Raw genomic sequence first — 16,534 nt, 5'->3', positions numbered from 1 at the left:
GCCTAAGTAAAAGCTATTAAAAGATTTGTTGTGCCTCGACCGCAAGTAACCAGAGGATGTTTGCCGTGAAAATCATGAAATATATCAGGAAAGCCATTCCCAACAGCATTCTCCCTGAAAAATGGACGAAAGAGCCGGTAGTCATCCCTGTGGTGCGCATGGTTGGCCCTATCATGGTCAATCAGGGCGGTCCGATGCGGTCGCATCTGAATATGGCCTCCATCGCAGGGCCTTTGCAAAAAGCCTTCGATATCAAGGACGCGCCCGCTGTGGCGATTGCCATCAACAGTCCGGGTGGCTCGCCGGTGCAAAGCCGTCTCATTCATGAGCGCATCCGGCAGTTGGCCATCGAGAAGGAAAAGGACGTCATCGTCTTCTGTGAAGACGCGGCTGCGTCCGGCGGTTACATGATCGCTGTTGCTGGCGATGTTATCGTTGCTGACCCCAGCTCCATTGTTGGCTCGATCGGTGTTGTGTCTGGCGGCTTCGGCTTTGTCGATGCCATCGAGAAGCTCGGCATCGAGCGGCGCATCTATACGGCAGGCACGCAAAAAGCGATGCTCGACCCCTTCAAACCGGAAAATCCCGAGCATCTGGCGCATCTGGACGAATTGCTTCAGGATCTGTTCGAAAGCTTCAAGGAACTGGTGCGCGGTCGCCGCGGCGACAAGCTGACCGAATCCGAGGACAAGCTCTTTACCGGTGCCTTCTGGACCGGCAACAAGGCGCTGGACTATGGACTCGTTGATGAGCTGGGCGACATGAACAGCTATCTCAAGCGCCGCTTTGGCGAAGATACCAAGCTGAAGCTGATTTCCCAGTCTTCCGGTTTCTTCAGCCTGTTCCATTCCAGTTCGCTTTCCATGGGGGCAAGTCACGGCGCGTCTGTGGGCGATCCTGTTGATCGCATCGCAGCAGGGCTGTCTGCCGACAAAATCCTTGCAAGCCTCGAAGAACGCGCATTATGGTCCCGCATCGGATTGTAATCACGCCAGAGGACTTTGATCCCTGACGAACCGCGCTGAAAGGAACAGGGCAGTTGATCGCGAAATTGATGGTAATGTTGGCCGCGCTGGCCGCCCTCTGGATCTTTTCAAAGCTGCTTACGAAAATTCGCGCGCAGGGCACAGAGTTGAACCGCCGTCGTCAGGCCGAACTGATGCGCCAGAAAGCTGAAGCCCTAAAGCAAGAGAGCGAAAAGGCAAAGCGCGAGGCAGATATCATCGATCTGGAGCAGGATCCCGAAACCGGTGATTTCCGCGAAAAGCGATAGGTCTCAAAGGGCACGTCTGACAGGGCAGGCGAGTCTCGCCGGAGGGATAAGTTTTTTACTTATCCTCACGGCCATGACTCATGAAACAAAGGAAAAGGGAGCGAGCGCACCGATATCGGCTTGCTCCCTTTTTCTTTGTTGGGGTATGTGGAGTTTTCGCGATTTCTCCACCAGGCATGCACAGCTTGTGCAGAAGGGGCCTAGGGTGACATGGAGAAACCGGTTTTTTACCTGCTGCTAACAGCTGCCTGAGCGCTTTGTCTACCAATGGGCTAAGGCAGGCTCTTGCCAAAAGAACTGGCTGACCAATAGCATTGATGGGCTCACACTCGTCATGCGGGTGAGCGTCGCCTGTGGGGGAGGGGCGTCATCATGTCGGTTCTTGATCAAATTCTGCCAATTCTGTTTCTCATTCTGGCGGGCATGTCGCTGCGCCTGTTCAATGTCCTGTCGCCGCAGATCATGGAAGGCCTGACCAAGCTTGTGGTCAATCTGGTTTTGCCCAGTGTGCTGTTCACGGTCTTTCTGGATATGGCGATGAAGGCCTCCTATCTGGGTGTCTTCGTGGTAACGGCCGCCATTTGCGGCGGACTTTATGCGCTGGGGCGGATCGTCGGGCCGAAACTGGCTCCCAACCATCCTTATTTCCCCTTTCTGATGACCGGCTTTGAATATGGCATGCTCGGGGTCAGCCTGTTCGGTGGCGCTTATGGATTGCAGGCGGTGGGCTATATCGCCGTGGTCGATCTGGCCCATGAGTTGTTCATCTGGTTCATTTTCGCGCCCATGCTGATGATCCGCCGAGACGGGCAGAGCGATCCGGCAACGATCCTGAAAATGTTTGCAACCTCGCCGGTGGTTATCGCTCTGGTCGCCGGTCTGGTGTGCAATGGCCTCGGCCTGTCGGATTTCATCAAGACGACGCCAGTTTTCTCAAGCCTTTATGGCACCATGAAGCTGCTGGCTGGTATGGCCATTCCGCTCATCCTGCTGGTGGTGGGCTATGGCATTCGCATCCATCGCGAGGGGCTGGGCGATGTTTTGAAAATGGTCGCCCTGCGCTACGGCATTCTGGTGCCATTGGCGCTTCTGCTCAATATGTTTGTGCTGGGTGGCCTGCTCGGCCTTGGCGAACCCTTCCAGATGGCTTTCTTCACCCTGCTGATATTGCCACCCCCCTTCATCATTCCACTCTTCATGCAGAAGGCACCTGAAAGTGAAAGGGCTTATGTGATCAATGCGCTGGCGGTATCCACCGTGGTAAGCCTTGCGCTGTTTGCCATCTATTTGGGGTTCCATCCTACCATCTAGCGGGTAAAAACGGGCGGGCAATGGCGAGGGTGCTCACTTATCCCCATAGCGGGTCGAGCACGTCGGCGGCCAGATAGCCATCGTCACCGAGACGACCATATCTGGCGAGCCAGTCGAGAAAGATCATCGCACTCTGGCTGGGCTGGGGGCGCTCCGAGGAAGGACGCACAATGAGGCCTTCCTTGAAACAATAGAAGCCGGCAGGCGCTATCAGCGTGCCACTTTTCAGCTCTTTCTCGATGAGAAATTTGGGGGCCAGTGCCACGCCCATGCCCCGCTCGGCAGCCTCATAGGCGAGCCCCGCCAGCTCGAAGGTCTGCTGGCTTTCGCAGGATAGCGTAAGGCCGGTCATCTCCGACCATTGCGCCCAGCCACTTTCCGAGCCACGTCGGTCAAGGCGGTTCTTGAAGGCCAAATGTCCGTCTTCAAGATGATGCGGGTAGGAAGGTGATAGCACCGGCCCGATATGGACATCCCCCAAGGTGGTGCCATTCGGGTGGGCTTCTTCTGGGCTCACAAAGCGATCCCATGAAAGCACCAGATCTACCGAGCCGTCGAAGGAGTGGGAATTGAGCGGGATGGTAAGGGTTATCTGGATCTCGATATCCGGATGATGCCGGTTGAAACGCGCGACAATGGGAATGGCCCAGACGCGGGCAAAGGTTGAACTAACCTTGATGGAGACTTTCTGCTGCGTCCGCTCAAGGCGCAAACTGTCATAGCCCTTGCGAATATCGGACAGACCATCCGCAACGATCGAGGCAAATTTCTGCCCTTGAGGCGTGAGCTTGATGCCCGAGCCATGCTTCTCGAAAAGCTGCGTTCCTGCATGGTCTTGCAACTGATGAAGCTGCTTGCTTACTGCACTGTGGGTCCGGCCAAGCCTGTTGGCCGCTCCCGTCACCGAGCCGCTGTAGTACAGCGCTTCAAAGGCCAGCAGGGAGGCAAGGGGTGGCAATTGCGCCATGGATTTTTGAAGCTCCTGCTTATGTGAGGGCATGGGATCATGTCACTTTTCCTCACATATAAGGTGCGTATTTTTCAATTTTATTACAGCCAAAAAGACGCAATAATTGCACTAGCTCGGGCGAGACGAATCCGATAGCAAAAGATAACAAAAACAATGAAGGAGAGAAGGCCATGAAGACGAGCTTTGAGGGCGATTTCAATCGCATGAGCCATCATGAAGCACTGGCTTTGATCGCCAACTATGGGCCAAAGCGGCAAAGAAGCTTGAGACAGACGCTGGCTCTGTGGCGTGGCCGCCGCAAGGAACGTCAGCAGATGCGGCGCGATCTTAAAACGATCGGCTTTAACGATGCTGTGCTGGAAGATTGCGGTATGACCCGGCATGAGGCGGAAAAGGAAGCCTCAAAATATTTCTGGCAGGCCTGAGACCTGCCAGAAAAGCAATTCAATCAAATCATTGCCTCGCACGCCGGAGCCGGCCCACGATGCAAGTCCCCCATTAGCCGATTTCGGTGTGTGAGGTGATGATTTTGGAAACGAGGCCATACTCTTTGGCTTCTTCAGAAGAAAGCCAGTAATCGCGGTCGGTATCGGCTGCGATTTTTTCAATCGGCTGGCCTGTTGCTTCCGAGAAGAGCTTGTTGAGGCGCTCATTCATCTTGATGATTTCGCGTGCCTGAATCTCGATGTCAGAGGCCATACCGCGCGCACCGCCCGATGGTTGGTGCAGCAGGAAGCGTGTGTTTGGCAGGCAAACGCGGCGCTCTACCGGAACGGAAATATAGATAAGAGCACCCGCAGAGGCGACCCAACCGGTTCCGATGATCCAGACCTTCGGTTTGATGAATTTAATGATGTCATGCATGCTGTCGCCAGACTCGACATGGCCACCTGGAGAATTGATGAAGACCTTGATGTCTTCGTCGCTTGTGGCTGCCATGGCGAGCAACTGGGCGCTCACCTTCTGGGCCATTTCCTGCGTCACTTCACCGTAAATGAAGACGGATCGGGATTTGAACAGGGCCTCGGCCGCATCCTTGCCCATAGAGTCTTCCGACTTTTTTTCATTTTCTTCGCTCATGGTGCGAACTCCCATCTGGCAATTGACTTTGCCCTTTTGGCATTTGGCGCAAACCGGGCGTCGAATCAAACATAGTTCGCGCCCACCTTAATAACAACTCGTGAACAAGTCCTTTTATCGATGCAACAAAATGGCGCTTCATCCCTACGCTGTAGTTTGCTTGGTTGTTTGCGGATGAAGGACATGAAGGTTCAATCGGGCAAGAGCCCATTAACGTCTTGCAACAAAAACCGAGAAACCGGTTGATGAAATGCCGGATTTGTGGAATCTACTGGACGCACTCTAATCTAAATCTCTGTTTTTTAGAGCTTTTCTACTTACTAATCTGTTCTTGAACAGCGGATCGTCCTTATTTGAAAACATCCGGAATTGTGCGGCAGCGCAGACCGCATCTTCCGGAATGGGAGAGTATAATCATGAAAGTCAATTTTCTTGCTGCCACGATTGCCGGCCTGACCCTCGCTGCGACAAGCTATGCCTTTGCGGCAGACAGAAACGTAACCATCAAAAACCAGACCGGATATGCCATCGTTGAATTCTATGGCTCCAACAGCGGCACGAATGAATGGGAAGAAAATATTCTGGCAGGTCAGCGACTCAATCATGGAGAAGCCGTTGAAATCAACTTTGATGACGGAACCGGAAACTGCATGTTCGATTTTCTTGCCGTGTTTGAAGATGACGACCGGGTTACACAGGAAAATATCGATGTCTGCAAGATCGGCACTTTCACCTTCGGTGAATAGGGCAAAGCCTACGAAATAAAGGCATGGTGAGAAGAGGGGCTGCGGCCCCTTTTTTGCATCAGCAGCGCATCGACAGTGCATCAGCGATGCAAGACAAAAATTTGTTCTTGCTATGTTCTATCTTCTGCCGCATCATTCTCTCAGAACAAAACGCTAACAGAATCGACGGGCGCTCGCAAGCGCACGCGAGACGCGATGGAGACTGATGAGCATGGCCGCCGCCAAAGCAACCGCTCGCAAGCAAGGATTGGAGGACGCAGATCCCTTTGTCGGTTTTCAGGTTGACCCCGGCCTGCATAAGGGCAAACGCATTCGCGGCAGGGGAACCCGTTCCAACAAGACGGGACGGTTCGAGCCCTACCAGACAGAACCGGTCGATGACGGCTGGTCTTACCCGGATGGGGAAGAGCCGCTGCCGCCTCTGCGCACGGAGGTGCAGGAAGAGAAGGCCCGCACCATCATTACGCGTAATGACTCGCCGGACATCCCTTTCGACCGCTCGATCAACCCTTACCGCGGCTGCGAGCATGGCTGTATCTATTGCTTCGCCCGCCCGACCCACGCCTATATGGGGCTGTCGCCGGGGCTTGATTTCGAAAGCAAGCTTTTCGTCAAGCCCGATGCTGCCAATCAGCTGAAGAAGGAACTCTCGGCCCCTGGTTATCGACCGCGCCCGATTGCCATTGGCACCAACACCGATCCCTATCAGCCAGTGGAGCGCGAGTATCGCCTGATGCCCGATATTCTTGATGTGCTGGAGGAAACGGGCCATCCGGTGGCGATTGTCACCAAGTCTGCGCTGATCCTGCGCGATCTGGACAAACTAAAGGCGCTCAATGAACGCAATCTCGTCAAGGTGGCTCTGTCTGTGACGACGATGGACAATCGCCTGTCCCGCGCCATGGAGCCGCGTGCCGCGAGCCCGAAACGACGCCTTGAAACCATCTCGCGGCTGGCTGAAGCGGGCATTCCCACATCAGTCCTGGTTGCACCTGTCATTCCTGCGCTCAATGACAATGAGGTAGAAAACATTCTCACTGCAGCCTATGAAGCCGGGGCACGGGAAGCAGGCACCATTCTGTTGCGCCTGCCCAATGAAGTCAGTCCGCTCTTTCAGGATTGGCTGCTGCATCACTATCCTGATCGCTACCGCCATGTAATGAATGTCTTGCGCTCCATGCGGGGTGGCAAGGACTATGACAGTCGAATGGGGCAGCGCATGAAAGGAACAGGGCCTTTTGCTGAGCTTCTTCATAAGCGCGTTGATGTTGTGTGCAGAAAGCTTGGTTATAACACCCGACGCACACGGCTATCCTTGAAACATTTTGCAGCCCCAAAAAGAAACGAGGCCCAATTATCTCTATTCTGACAGGAGCATTGCTTAAAGTGTCTTCTGCATAACAATACTCGATATTCAGTATACTTATATTTGGCAGCAGGCGTCTTTAACACATGATTAAGTGAGATATTTTTGGATAAGTGTGAGCAAATTAAAAATGTTCTATCTTTAGCCCAAGATATCATTTGTACTCTCTACGGAATCACTTTAGGAGCCAACCCGATTAGGTTAATGGACCGGTTTTTCCGGTTTTTAAAAGGGTTATAGCAGGGACACGCCGCATCGTTCCTGTTGCGCGGTGAATGTGGCTTCCCTTCACTGCGCCTCCAGCTGCCCCGTTTCAATCGCCGTTTGGCGGTTTGATCGGGGCAGCTTATTTTTTCAAGAGCTTAACTGCTTTGCAGCAATAGAAGACCCGGCCTGCTTGTCCTCTCCCGTTTCAGCTTTTCTCATGAGGTCGTGCTCCGTCAGACGCAGCTGCTGAGGCGAAAAATGTGGGCCTTGATCACCAACTTTATATTCTGAGGCAAGCGAAAAAGCGTGCAAGCATTCGCAAATAGCCCACACCCTCTCGTGAAACACTTTTCTCTGCCCCTCCGGCATACTACGCTAACGAAGTGTTAATGGTTTGATTCGTCGCCTTGGGCACTCGAACAGGGCTTTTGCAGCGGCGCAGGGCTGGCTGGAATTTGGATAGTATGGGCTTCGTGCCTGATGAGTAGCGGCAGCGAGTAAGGCGATTGGATCGCCCCGCGAAGCTGAAGATGTAACTAGTAAAGCAGCGGGGCCACGAAATGCCTGTAACGGAGATGAAAACATGCAAAGGCTAGGGGCCGTTTTTATCGCCATTTGTATGGTCGCCATCTCTTTGTCTGTCGGCGCCATTTTGCATTTCAAACTCGGGTTGTCCATAACTGAGGCCTCGCCTTTTTCCTTCGGTATTCTGCTGACGCTGCTGTTGGTGCATTACCAGATTTCCCGCGTGCGTGATCGCATGATGCTCGATGAGCAGATGGATGATCTTACTCGCCTCAAACTGGCCCTGACCAAGGAAGTGCAGGATGTGCGCGAAATGGCGCGCGAGCTCGATAGTACCGTAGCTAGCCGCCTTGAAAAAGAGGTGGAACCCATTCTGGCAGAGCTGGATGTGATAGGTACGCTGGTCAAGCAACTGGCCGAGAGCTGCGCTGATCTCGATGAGCGTATGCAGCAGGGCGAAGGGCAGGTGGCCGAGGTCAACGCCAAGCTGATTGCCGCCACCAGTTCCGTAAAGGAATTGGAGGAACATCTGCGCGCCAACGCGCGCTCTCTGTCCGCAAGACATGAAAGACCGGCTGAGAAGCCCGTCCAGCCTGTGGCCCAGCCCGTTGCACCGAGCTATTCCGAGCCCGCGCGTCGGTATGATGAACCCGAGGAACAACCAGCGCCAACCCAATCTCATGTCCAACCTTATGCCGAGGAGCAGGGGAACCGCCCGTCGCCGCCACCCGCAGCGACAGATGGAGGTCCAACTGGCCCATTTGCAGAGACGAGGGAACAACCGGTGACGTCGGAAGACGAAGCCAAGGTGCGTCGTGCTCTGGCCCTTGGCCATATCGAACTGTTCATGCAGCCGATCGTTGCCCTGCCTATGCGCAAACCGCAATATTACGAAGCCCTGACACGGCTGAAGACCGACGATGGCGAGGTGATTACGCCAGACATCTTCTTGCCGGTCTGTCGCCAGAACGGCTTCCTGCCCATGTTGGATCGATTGGCTGTCAATGAGGCATTCCGCCTGTTGCGCCGTCTGTCAGATCGGGGCCATCCGGTGGAGCTGTTCTGCAATCTCGCGCTGGAGAGCCTTGCCGATAGCGATTTCTTTGCCCTGATGCGGGATCTGTTCGATCAGAACCGTGATCTGGCCCCCCATGTGATTCTTGAATTCTCGCAGGCTGATCTGCGCAAATTCGGGTTGATGGAAGAAGAGACCCTGAAGCTGCTCAGCTCCATGGGCTTCCGCTTCTCGGTAGACCGCGTCACCAATCTGGCTGCCGGCTTTGACGAGTTCGCCCAGAAAGGCGTCAAATTCGCCAAGATCGCCGCGCCGATCCTGACCCATCGGGAAGCCGGTCGCGGGCTTGATATTCACCCTGCCGACTTTTCTCGCCTGCTTTCGCGCAAAGGCATGGACCTGATTGTCACCCATGTTGAAAGCGAGCGCGATCTGGTCAATCTGATCGACTATAATGTGCATCTGGCCCAAGGGGATCATTTCGCGCCAGCCAAGGCACTGAAGGGCAATCCGGCCACGATGCGAGGCCCCTTGCAAGCAGGAACCGTCTCTCAGCAGCAACAGGCCGCTGCAGCCCCTCGTCCGGCGATACGCCCCTCGCAGGTGGCGCGCATGTCTGGGGGCGGCAATGAACCGACACCAAACCGTGCTTCGCCTGTTGATCGCCTGTCCCAGTTCCCAGAGCAATCCCGCCTACAGGCGCCTTCGGCCCCGTCCTCCCGATCGGCCACGTCATCGCGTATGTCAAATGGCTCAGGGGCGCAACGCGCGCCACAACGTCCATCTCAACCGGCTTCCTTTTCCAACGAGCCGACGGCCGGAGCAGGGAGCAACGGGGCTGAGCGTACGCTGGGAGAAAATCCGCGCATAGCCGAGGCCCTGCGCGCCATGGCCGCCGAGGATACCAACAACAGCGAAACTCGCGATCACTTCCGCGCCGTTCTGGCCGAGGCTGCAGGCCTGATTGCTCCGGGCGAAGCATCGGGGCAGACCGGTGACGGAGCTGCGCCAACCGTTCGCGCCGCCGCTCAGGATCGCATGCAGCCACAACGCAGCGCAGGCCAGTCTGATCGCCTGCCTGCGGCCGATGATTTCGGCCTGAAAACGGGAACGGATCGCGGCCAATATATTGAAGTGTCCTGATCGCCCTCAGGTGACATCGATGAGGCGCGGCATTTTTGCGCACATGTTTGCGATAGAGGGCATCATCTGCCTCTTGACCTTGTATTTTTAACAAGAGACAAGAGGGAGAACCTGAAACCACTTCTCGACATGAAGGGATTGCCATGTCTTCCCGCATCGCTGGCCTGTCAGCCATTGCGCCGAATTACAAGGGACTATTGTCCGACATCTGGGGTGTTCTGCACAACGGGCAAACTGTCAACGACTGCACCGTCGAAGCGCTCGGCAACTTCCGCAAAGACTTTGGCAAGGTGATTCTGATCACCAACGCGCCGCGCCCTTCTGCCCAGATTTGCGAGCAGCTCGATAGCCTCGGCGTGCCGCGTGACTGCTATGATGCGGTCGTCACCTCGGGCGATGTGACAAGAGCCGAGCTTACCAAGATCGGCAAAAAGAAGGTGTTCCATCTGGGCCACGAGCGCAATCTGCCGCTGTTTGAAGGCCTCGGGCTGGAACTCGTAGGGGAAGACGAAGCAGAGATGATCTGCTGCACCAGTCTTCTGGACAATCTCACTGAGACGCCGGACGATTACGACGCCCTTCTGCATCGCCTTGCCAAACGGCATCTGCCCTTTGTCTGCGTCAATCCCGACAGGATTGCCGATCAGGGCGGCAAACTGGTCTATTGCGCTGGTGCATTGGCCGACCGTTATGAGGCCTATGGCGGTGAAATCGTCATGGCAGGCAAACCTGAAGCCCCGATCTATGAGGCGTCTCTTGCCAAGTTTACCGAGATCAACGGAGCGCCGATTGCCAAGTCCGACATTCTGATCATTGGCGACGCCATGCCGACGGATATGCGCGGTGGCCATTATCAGAAGATTGATGCCCTGTTCATCACAGCGGGCATTCATGCGCAGGATTTCGGCCCCATGGATGCGCCTGATGATGATCGCGTCAGCCTGCGTCTGACCCATGAGGACGTGGAAACGGTCGGCTTCATGACACGCCTAGCCTGGTAAGAGCAGCATCCTCTTTGAACGGGCGGTTGGATTGACCGCTCGTCTATCCTATATTCCTGTTTAGAATGCGGCTTGCGGGCCGTAATGCGCCGACAGGAAAAGGAACGTGTTATGCCTCAGGATCAGATCTTTCATCTCGCCAATCGTGTTGTGGTTCAACTTTCCGGCTCCGAGGCGGAAAGTCTGCTGCAACGGCTTATCACGATCGATCTGGATGATCTGAAACAGGGGGAGCTTCGTCACGGAGCCTTGCTGACGCCGCAGGGGAAAATCACCATCGATTTTCTGCTCTCGCGAGACGACGGACAGTTCCGCTTTGATCTGGACAGGGAGCAGCTGGGCACCTTTATCAAGAAGATGACGCTTTATCGGATGCGCTCCGATGTGACGATAGAGGAAAGCAGCGAACGCGTTGGTGTGGCCTTTGTAGCCGATGCTGACAAGGATGCGCGCGCGCTACGTGACACCCGGTCCGATCAACTTGGCTGGCGGCTTTATGGTGAGGGCGCCCAGTGGCAAACCTCACCCGAATTGGAAAATGCCTATCTGGCCCGCCATATCGCGGCCATTGTGCCGCAGGCCGGTCTTGATTTCTCTCTTGATGATGCATTTCCTCATGACATCAATATGGACGCGCTGGGTGGTCTTGATTTTGGCAAAGGGTGCTATATCGGGCAGGAGGTGGTCTCACGCATGCAGCATCGAGGCACCGCCCGCAAACGTCTGGTGCGCCTTGAAGCGGATATGCCGATTCCCCCGACTGGTACCAAAATCCTTGCCGGAGAAAAACCGGTCGGCGAAGTCGGGGCTATGCTCGACAAACGCGCTCTGGCCATTGTGCGGCTGGATCGGGTGGCCGATGCCCTCAAGGATGGATTGGCTCTGACGGCAGGCAGCGTGCCCTTGCGCATTGAGTTGCCAGATTATGCCGACTTTTCTCTCCCCGCCTGAGTGTGGCTTTATGCCAACTCTTGTTGCAATTTGCATGAGGCCGTCATTGCTTCTTTGGTGATGACGGTCTTTTGCGCGGGTTCGGTTGCGGAAAAGCCAGATTACACCTCTATTTTTGGTCCATGCTTAACAAAAATACAAGGCATGGGTATCCTTCAATGCTTTATTAAGCATCTCTCCTTAGGCTGAAAGCTATTGGGGACGAAGGATTGCTAAAATGTCGACGGACTTGCTTGTACTGGATTCATTGGTTGCAGACATCGCTGATTTTGCCAAAAAGCAGATCGATGAAGGTGATCTTTCAGGGCCACGCTTTGGCGCCTATGTGAAGCTGGCCTGGTGCACGCAATCTGGTACACCTTGCTATTCCGATTGTCAGAATATCACGGAAGCTCTGCAAACCCTGCGCGATTTGGAGCAGAATGAACAGGTCGACAGCTTCTATGTAGCCATGACCGCAGCCAGCATGGAAGCCTTCCCGCAAATGAATACACCGCTCAGCGATTTTGATGCGATCCGCCGCATGGGCGCAGCCTTGCGCGAGGTTGCCTGACGCAAGGCTGCGCCCAAAGGACCGGCAGTAAGTCTTGTAGAGGATAGGCCCCATTCGGGGCCTTTTTCATGAGCGCAGCTTGGCCCGTTTGAGATGCTCATCAAGGCGGGGCATGATTTCTACAAAATTGCACGGTTGATGGCGGTAATCCAGCTGATGGACGAGGATACCATCCCATGCATCCTTGCAGGCACCGCTTGAGCCGGGAATGCAGAAAATGAAGGTCGTGCCGGCCAGTCCTGCTGTTGCTCGAGACTGGATGGTCGATGTGCCGATTGTTTCAAACGAGATCTTGTGGAACAGCCACGAAAAGCCATCCATCTGTTTGTCAAACAGCGGGGTCATGGCTTCCGGCGTGACGTCGCGGCCGGTAAAGCCGGTACCTCCCGTTGAAATGATGACATCCACGCCCTCATCGGCAATCCACGCCTTGGCTTGCGCCTGAATGGCCTCGACATCGTCTTTCACGATGGCTCTGTCAGCGAGGCTATGCCCCGCAGCCTGCAAACGGTCAACGAGGGTCTGACCGGATTTGTCATCTGCCAGCGTGCGCGTATCGGACACCGTCATGATGGCAATTTTCATCGGAATGAAAGAGCGGGGCGCATCGGAATCGGGAGAATGGGAATAGGCCATGGGTGTCTTTCCTGTCGGTCTTTGGCAAATCGGTATCAAGCGTGAGCCGATTGAATGGCCTAACAGCTTGTCCTGTCAAGATGCAAAGCATGGCCAGAGAGCTCCGACGCCCACTCGATACCAACCTAGCGCCCGATATAGCGATCTCGCCGGTGATTGATGGCGATGATGGAATTGAGCACGATAGAGCCAAGAACCGACCAGGCGATGATTGGCCAGGGGAAGAAAAACAGCGCGGTGGCGAAAATCGCCAGATCCAGCAATTGCTGCACATAGCCAGCCCGAAAGCCGGTGAATTCCTGAATGGTCACGGCCATCGCTCCAACGCCGCCCAAGCTACCTTCATGGCGAATGATGGCCAGAAGCCCGGCCCCCACCATGGCGCCGAAGGCGAGAATGCCAACAAGCGGATCCAGATGCTCAAAGCTGATGGCAGGGGAGACGAATTTCATCATGGCCGACATGCCAACCACACAGATGACAGACTTGATGGTGAAGCGCATGCCCATGCGATGATAGGTGAACCAGTAGAAAGGAATATTGACCAGAAAGAACACCGTGCCGAAATCATAATCCGTCAAATAGGAAATCAGTAGTGCAAGCCCTGCAGTCTGTCCGGTCAGAAAGCCCAGATGGGTCAGAAACACCATACCCAGAGAGCAGGCAAAGACACCGAATGTCAGCCCTTGCACATCGTCCAGAAGGCTATGCTTCTCACTATTCTTATGGGGATCTTTGTTATCTGCGCTGGGCTTTTTGTTGGTCATGGCCGATTGGCATCCGTGGAAATGAGCTTATAGAACTTGTTTCCTGTGCATCTAAAGAAAAGACGCGATGGATACCAGAAGAAATATGCAAAAAGCGACTTCGTCATTGCTGCCTTGCTCAAAACGCCGGGCGAAGCAGATATCTGGCTATCGGAATGAGTGTAATCGGGGAAGGGGGCAGGCCTAGGCGCCAAAGTGGGCCCACGAGCTAGACCAAAAAGAGTTGTTGCGATCCACCTTCGGAACATTGCGCGTTTGGGGGACGCTTGGAAGGGCAATTTCACCGCGAAACCAGTGCGCGTCAGCTATCACATTGGGGACGACGAAAGCTGTTGCATAGTCTAAGCGGAGCCAAAGGCGGATCGCTGGCTCGGCTGTCAGCAAGGACAACCGGACCAAGAAGTTCGTGGCTATTGGGAGTAAGTTTCTTGTCGGATCAGCAAACGCCGCATCTCCTGATCGCGTTGGCGGCCTTATAATGCATCGAACCTGAATGAAATCTGAGTGCATCATTCATTTAGCGTTCATATTGGCATCGAAAAGCAAGGAGATGTTGCCTAAATGAGAGCGTAGCGAATATATTTGTGCTGGTCCAGCGGAAATTCGCTATATTCCTGCGCCCTAAGCGGTCGGTGGATGCGAGAAGATAATCACAGCGCAAAATCGCGCTTTTCTTATGATCCCGATTGCATTAGGGTCCGCTCGAGCCTTCGGGACACCGAGTACTGAATTTTTCCACTTTAAAAGAGACACTTTAGGAAGATGACCGACATTCTTGCCCCTCACATGCAGCCAGAACGTTCTTTTCAGGGCATGATTCTGGCGCTGCAGAAATATTGGGCCGATTACGGCTGCGCAGTTCTTCAGCCCTATGACATGGAAGTCGGTGCCGGTACGTTCCATCCATCGACCACCTTGCGTGCGCTTGGTCCGCGTCCGTGGCGCGCAGCCTATGTGCAGCCATCGCGCCGCCCAACTGACGGGCGCTATGGTGAAAACCCGAACCGTCTGCAGCATTATTACCAGTTTCAGGTCTTGCTGAAGCCAAGCCCGGAAAATCTTCAGGATCTTTATCTTGGCTCTCTGAAGGCGATCGGTATTGATAGCTCCATCCATGATATCCGCTTCGTGGAAGACGACTGGGAAAGCCCTACCCTTGGTGCATGGGGCCTTGGTTGGGAGTGCTGGTGCGATGGCATGGAGGTCTCCCAGTTTACCTATTTCCAGCAGGTCTGCGGCATTGAATGCGCACCTGTCGCTGGTGAATTGACCTATGGGCTGGAGCGCCTGGCCATGTATGTGCAGGGCGTGGACAATGTTTACGACCTCAACTTCAATGGTCGCGATGGCGAAGAACGCATCACCTATGGCGACGTCTTCCTGCAAACCGAGCAGGAATATTCCCGCCATAACTTCGAATATGCCAACACCGAAATGTTGTTCCAGCATTTTAAGGATGCGGAAGCTGAATGCCGGTCTCTTCTTGAGCAGGGCGAGAAAGCAGGCAGTGAAGCTGGCATGCATTACTGCGTTTTCCCAGCTTATGATCAGTGCATCAAGGCATCCCACGTCTTCAACCTGCTTGATGCGCGTGGCGTTATCTCGGTGACTGAACGTCAGAGCTATATTCTACGCGTGCGGGAATTGGCCAAGTCTTGCGGTGAAGCCTTCCTCAAGACCAAAGCCGGTGGCCTTGGCTACGAGAGCTGATCGCGACCGATATCAGCAAACAGGATTGATACAAAAAACCGGCCTCAGGTGATTGAGGCCGGTTTTTTGTTCTCAAGCGATGGCGTCGGTCTATTTGTTTTTGCCCGACTTGCCATTGTTGCTTGACGCGTTGCTGTTGGCATTGCTCTTGCCATTGTTGCTTGACGCGTTGCTGTTGGCATTGCTCTTGCCATTGTTGCTTGACGCGTTGCTGTTGGTATTGCTCTTGCCATTGTTGCTTGACGCGTTGCTGTTGGCATTGCTCTTGCCGTTGTTGCTGGATGCATTGCTGTTGGCATTGCTCTTGCCATTGTTGCTTAATCCGTTGCCTCCGGCATTGCTCTGCTTGGATGCTGCGTTGGCGTGACTTGATGATGCGCTGTTTCTGCTGTGATCATTGTCGTCATCACTAGAACTGGAGAAGCTGCTCGATGCTGACGATGTTCCGCGCCCATTCCCGCTATTGCCATTCGCTGAGGCGGACGAGGTTGAACTTGAGAGCTCCGATCGGGCTTCCTCCACCGATGTCGTCGCTGTCTTGCTGCCAGCCTTCAAGGCCCGGGTTTTGCCCTTAACCTGAACCGTTGCATAGAAATTCGGCTTGGTGATCTTCGACTTGATCTGTTTGATGGTTGGCTTCTTGCCCTTGGCCTGAACCGTCATGTTCGTCTTGCCGGATGCGGCCTTGGTAACAGACGCTTTCTGCCCACGCGTGATTTCCGTCGTGTTGCCGGTTGCTCCGTCGGAGACTTCCACACGGCCACGGTTGACTGATACCTCTGCGCGATTCTGTGCCACATCGACGGTAAAGACGGTGCCTTTGACCACAGCGGTCAGATAGGGCGTCTTCACAGAGAAATGCTTTACGTCCTGTTTATTGACGGTCAACTGGATGCGTCCGCTTTGTTGTAGAATGACGGTTTTGCCAGACTGGATGTATTTCGCGGGCGGAATGGCCATGATAGCATCAGGGCCGACCTGCATCCGCTCCTTGCCCCGGATGAGCAACAGGCGCGTGCGGTTCTTGGTCGATAGTGTCTGGCCGGGATGCAGCACAGACCCCTTGCGCACCTTGATGGCCTTCTCACCCTTCTGGGCGATATAGGCAAGACCTGTGATTTTCTGCACGGTCCAGCTTGCGCCGGATTGCGCTTGAGCGTGCAAAGGCAGGACGAGAAGCAGAACGAAAGCGAATAGAATGCGCCGCATAGCATGCGTTTCCTTGACAGTCTTTAAAAGACCCGAAGTCTTTTGATTTTTATTAAAAGCAAAAATGACAA

16 protein-coding genes are annotated in these 16,534 nt (G+C 54.5%); 11 read left to right on the top strand and 5 right to left on the bottom strand.

Going from position 1 to position 16,534, the window contains the following annotated elements:
* Nucleotides 1–74: 74 nt before the first annotated feature.
* The 3 genes from ACKPCT_RS11265 (at nt 75) to ACKPCT_RS11255 (ending at nt 2,584) form a co-directional block, all read left to right on the top strand.
* Complete coding sequence (locus ACKPCT_RS11265; RefSeq protein ID WP_319569417.1) at nt 75–986, top strand: S49 family peptidase; 912 nt, start codon at nt 75–77, stop codon at nt 984–986.
* 53 nt (nt 987–1,039) lie between these two features.
* Nucleotides 1,040–1,273, top strand: coding sequence for a hypothetical protein (locus ACKPCT_RS11260; protein WP_139229230.1), 234 nt, complete (start codon nt 1,040–1,042; stop codon nt 1,271–1,273).
* Nucleotides 1,274–1,645: 372 nt separating this feature from the next.
* Nucleotides 1,646–2,584, top strand: a complete 939-nt coding sequence (locus ACKPCT_RS11255; protein WP_319569238.1) for an AEC family transporter — start codon at nt 1,646–1,648, stop codon at nt 2,582–2,584.
* Between the two features lie 37 nt (nt 2,585–2,621).
* Here the strand turns inward: ACKPCT_RS11255 and ACKPCT_RS11250 are convergent, their stop codons facing one another.
* A complete protein-coding gene (locus ACKPCT_RS11250) occupies nt 2,622–3,551 on the bottom strand; it encodes a LysR family transcriptional regulator (RefSeq protein ID WP_319569237.1) in 930 nt (309 codons plus the stop codon).
* 173 nt (nt 3,552–3,724) lie between these two features.
* Between ACKPCT_RS11250 and ACKPCT_RS11245 the strand changes: the two genes are divergently transcribed.
* Complete coding sequence (locus ACKPCT_RS11245) at nt 3,725–3,979, top strand: hypothetical protein (protein ID WP_319569236.1); 255 nt, start codon at nt 3,725–3,727, stop codon at nt 3,977–3,979.
* A gap of 73 nt (nt 3,980–4,052) precedes the next feature.
* Here ACKPCT_RS11245 and ACKPCT_RS11240 read toward each other — a convergent pair whose 3' ends face one another.
* Nucleotides 4,053–4,634: an ATP-dependent Clp protease proteolytic subunit gene (locus tag ACKPCT_RS11240; protein WP_319569235.1), complete on the bottom strand. Its 582-nt coding sequence runs from the start codon at nt 4,632–4,634 to the stop codon at nt 4,053–4,055.
* Nucleotides 4,635–5,050: 416 nt separating this feature from the next.
* Here ACKPCT_RS11240 and ACKPCT_RS11235 point away from each other — a divergent pair, with 416 nt between their 5' ends.
* The 6 genes from ACKPCT_RS11235 (at nt 5,051) to ACKPCT_RS11210 (ending at nt 12,141) form a co-directional block, all read left to right on the top strand.
* Nucleotides 5,051–5,380, top strand: coding sequence for a hypothetical protein (locus ACKPCT_RS11235; protein ID WP_090070689.1), 330 nt, complete (start codon nt 5,051–5,053; stop codon nt 5,378–5,380).
* A 205-nt stretch (nt 5,381–5,585) separates the two neighbouring features.
* Complete coding sequence (locus ACKPCT_RS11230) at nt 5,586–6,749, top strand: PA0069 family radical SAM protein (protein ID WP_407652469.1); 1,164 nt, start codon at nt 5,586–5,588, stop codon at nt 6,747–6,749.
* A 787-nt stretch (nt 6,750–7,536) separates the two neighbouring features.
* On the top strand, nt 7,537–9,636 hold the full coding sequence (locus tag ACKPCT_RS11225; protein WP_090070680.1) for an EAL domain-containing protein: 2,100 nt from the start codon (nt 7,537–7,539) through the stop codon (nt 9,634–9,636).
* A 143-nt stretch (nt 9,637–9,779) separates the two neighbouring features.
* Nucleotides 9,780–10,637 carry a TIGR01459 family HAD-type hydrolase gene (locus ACKPCT_RS11220; protein ID WP_319569233.1) on the top strand — a complete coding sequence of 286 codons (858 nt, stop codon included), beginning with the start codon at nt 9,780–9,782 and terminating at the stop codon, nt 10,635–10,637.
* Between the two features lie 111 nt (nt 10,638–10,748).
* A complete protein-coding gene (gene ygfZ, locus ACKPCT_RS11215) occupies nt 10,749–11,588 on the top strand; it encodes a CAF17-like 4Fe-4S cluster assembly/insertion protein YgfZ (protein ID WP_175527974.1) in 840 nt (279 codons plus the stop codon).
* Nucleotides 11,589–11,805: 217 nt separating this feature from the next.
* A complete protein-coding gene (locus ACKPCT_RS11210) occupies nt 11,806–12,141 on the top strand; it encodes a hypothetical protein (RefSeq protein WP_090070674.1) in 336 nt (111 codons plus the stop codon).
* A 66-nt stretch (nt 12,142–12,207) separates the two neighbouring features.
* On the opposite strand, the gene moaB is transcribed toward ACKPCT_RS11210, so the two are convergent.
* Nucleotides 12,208–12,777 (bottom strand): molybdenum cofactor biosynthesis protein B, encoded by a 570-nt coding sequence (moaB, locus tag ACKPCT_RS11205; RefSeq protein ID WP_319569232.1) that lies wholly within the window; start codon nt 12,775–12,777, stop codon nt 12,208–12,210.
* Between the two features lie 125 nt (nt 12,778–12,902).
* Nucleotides 12,903–13,544, bottom strand: a complete 642-nt coding sequence (locus ACKPCT_RS11200) for a YitT family protein (RefSeq protein ID WP_090070670.1) — start codon at nt 13,542–13,544, stop codon at nt 12,903–12,905.
* A 762-nt stretch (nt 13,545–14,306) separates the two neighbouring features.
* Between ACKPCT_RS11200 and ACKPCT_RS11195 the strand changes: the two genes are divergently transcribed.
* Nucleotides 14,307–15,254 (top strand): glycine--tRNA ligase subunit alpha, encoded by a 948-nt coding sequence (locus ACKPCT_RS11195; RefSeq protein WP_319569231.1) that lies wholly within the window; start codon nt 14,307–14,309, stop codon nt 15,252–15,254.
* Between the two features lie 90 nt (nt 15,255–15,344).
* Here ACKPCT_RS11195 and ACKPCT_RS11190 read toward each other — a convergent pair whose 3' ends face one another.
* Nucleotides 15,345–16,463, bottom strand: a complete 1,119-nt coding sequence (locus ACKPCT_RS11190; protein WP_319569230.1) for a FecR family protein — start codon at nt 16,461–16,463, stop codon at nt 15,345–15,347.
* Between the last annotated feature and the right edge of the window lie 71 nt (nt 16,464–16,534).

Origin of the sequence: Cohaesibacter marisflavi (assembly GCF_963665895.2) — a bacterium.
GTDB lineage: Bacteria > Pseudomonadota > Alphaproteobacteria > Rhizobiales > Cohaesibacteraceae > Cohaesibacter > Cohaesibacter marisflavi.
This window is presented reverse-complemented; position numbering and strand designations above follow the sequence as displayed.

Excerpts from the sequence above, each read along its gene's own strand:
- ACKPCT_RS11265 (WP_319569417.1), top strand. The coding sequence starts at position 75 with ATGAAATATATCAGGAAAGCCATTCCCAACAGCATTCTCCCTGAAAAA.
- ACKPCT_RS11255 (WP_319569238.1), top strand. The coding sequence starts at position 1,646 with ATGTCGGTTCTTGATCAAATTCTGCCAATTCTGTTTCTCATTCTGGCG.
- ACKPCT_RS11250 (WP_319569237.1), bottom strand. The coding sequence starts at position 3,551 with ATGGCGCAATTGCCACCCCTTGCCTCCCTGCTGGCCTTTGAAGCGCTG.
- ACKPCT_RS11245 (WP_319569236.1), top strand. The coding sequence starts at position 3,725 with ATGAAGACGAGCTTTGAGGGCGATTTCAATCGCATGAGCCATCATGAA.
- ACKPCT_RS11240 (WP_319569235.1), bottom strand. The coding sequence starts at position 4,634 with ATGAGCGAAGAAAATGAAAAAAAGTCGGAAGACTCTATGGGCAAGGAT.
- ACKPCT_RS11235 (WP_090070689.1), top strand. The coding sequence starts at position 5,051 with ATGAAAGTCAATTTTCTTGCTGCCACGATTGCCGGCCTGACCCTCGCT.
- ACKPCT_RS11230 (WP_407652469.1), top strand. The coding sequence starts at position 5,586 with ATGAGCATGGCCGCCGCCAAAGCAACCGCTCGCAAGCAAGGATTGGAG.
- ACKPCT_RS11225 (WP_090070680.1), top strand. The coding sequence starts at position 7,537 with ATGCAAAGGCTAGGGGCCGTTTTTATCGCCATTTGTATGGTCGCCATC.
- ACKPCT_RS11220 (WP_319569233.1), top strand. The coding sequence starts at position 9,780 with ATGTCTTCCCGCATCGCTGGCCTGTCAGCCATTGCGCCGAATTACAAG.
- ygfZ (WP_175527974.1), top strand. The coding sequence starts at position 10,749 with ATGCCTCAGGATCAGATCTTTCATCTCGCCAATCGTGTTGTGGTTCAA.
- ACKPCT_RS11210 (WP_090070674.1), top strand. The coding sequence starts at position 11,806 with ATGTCGACGGACTTGCTTGTACTGGATTCATTGGTTGCAGACATCGCT.
- moaB (WP_319569232.1), bottom strand. The coding sequence starts at position 12,777 with ATGGCCTATTCCCATTCTCCCGATTCCGATGCGCCCCGCTCTTTCATT.
- ACKPCT_RS11200 (WP_090070670.1), bottom strand. The coding sequence starts at position 13,544 with ATGACCAACAAAAAGCCCAGCGCAGATAACAAAGATCCCCATAAGAAT.
- ACKPCT_RS11195 (WP_319569231.1), top strand. The coding sequence starts at position 14,307 with ATGACCGACATTCTTGCCCCTCACATGCAGCCAGAACGTTCTTTTCAG.
- ACKPCT_RS11190 (WP_319569230.1), bottom strand. The coding sequence starts at position 16,463 with ATGCGGCGCATTCTATTCGCTTTCGTTCTGCTTCTCGTCCTGCCTTTG.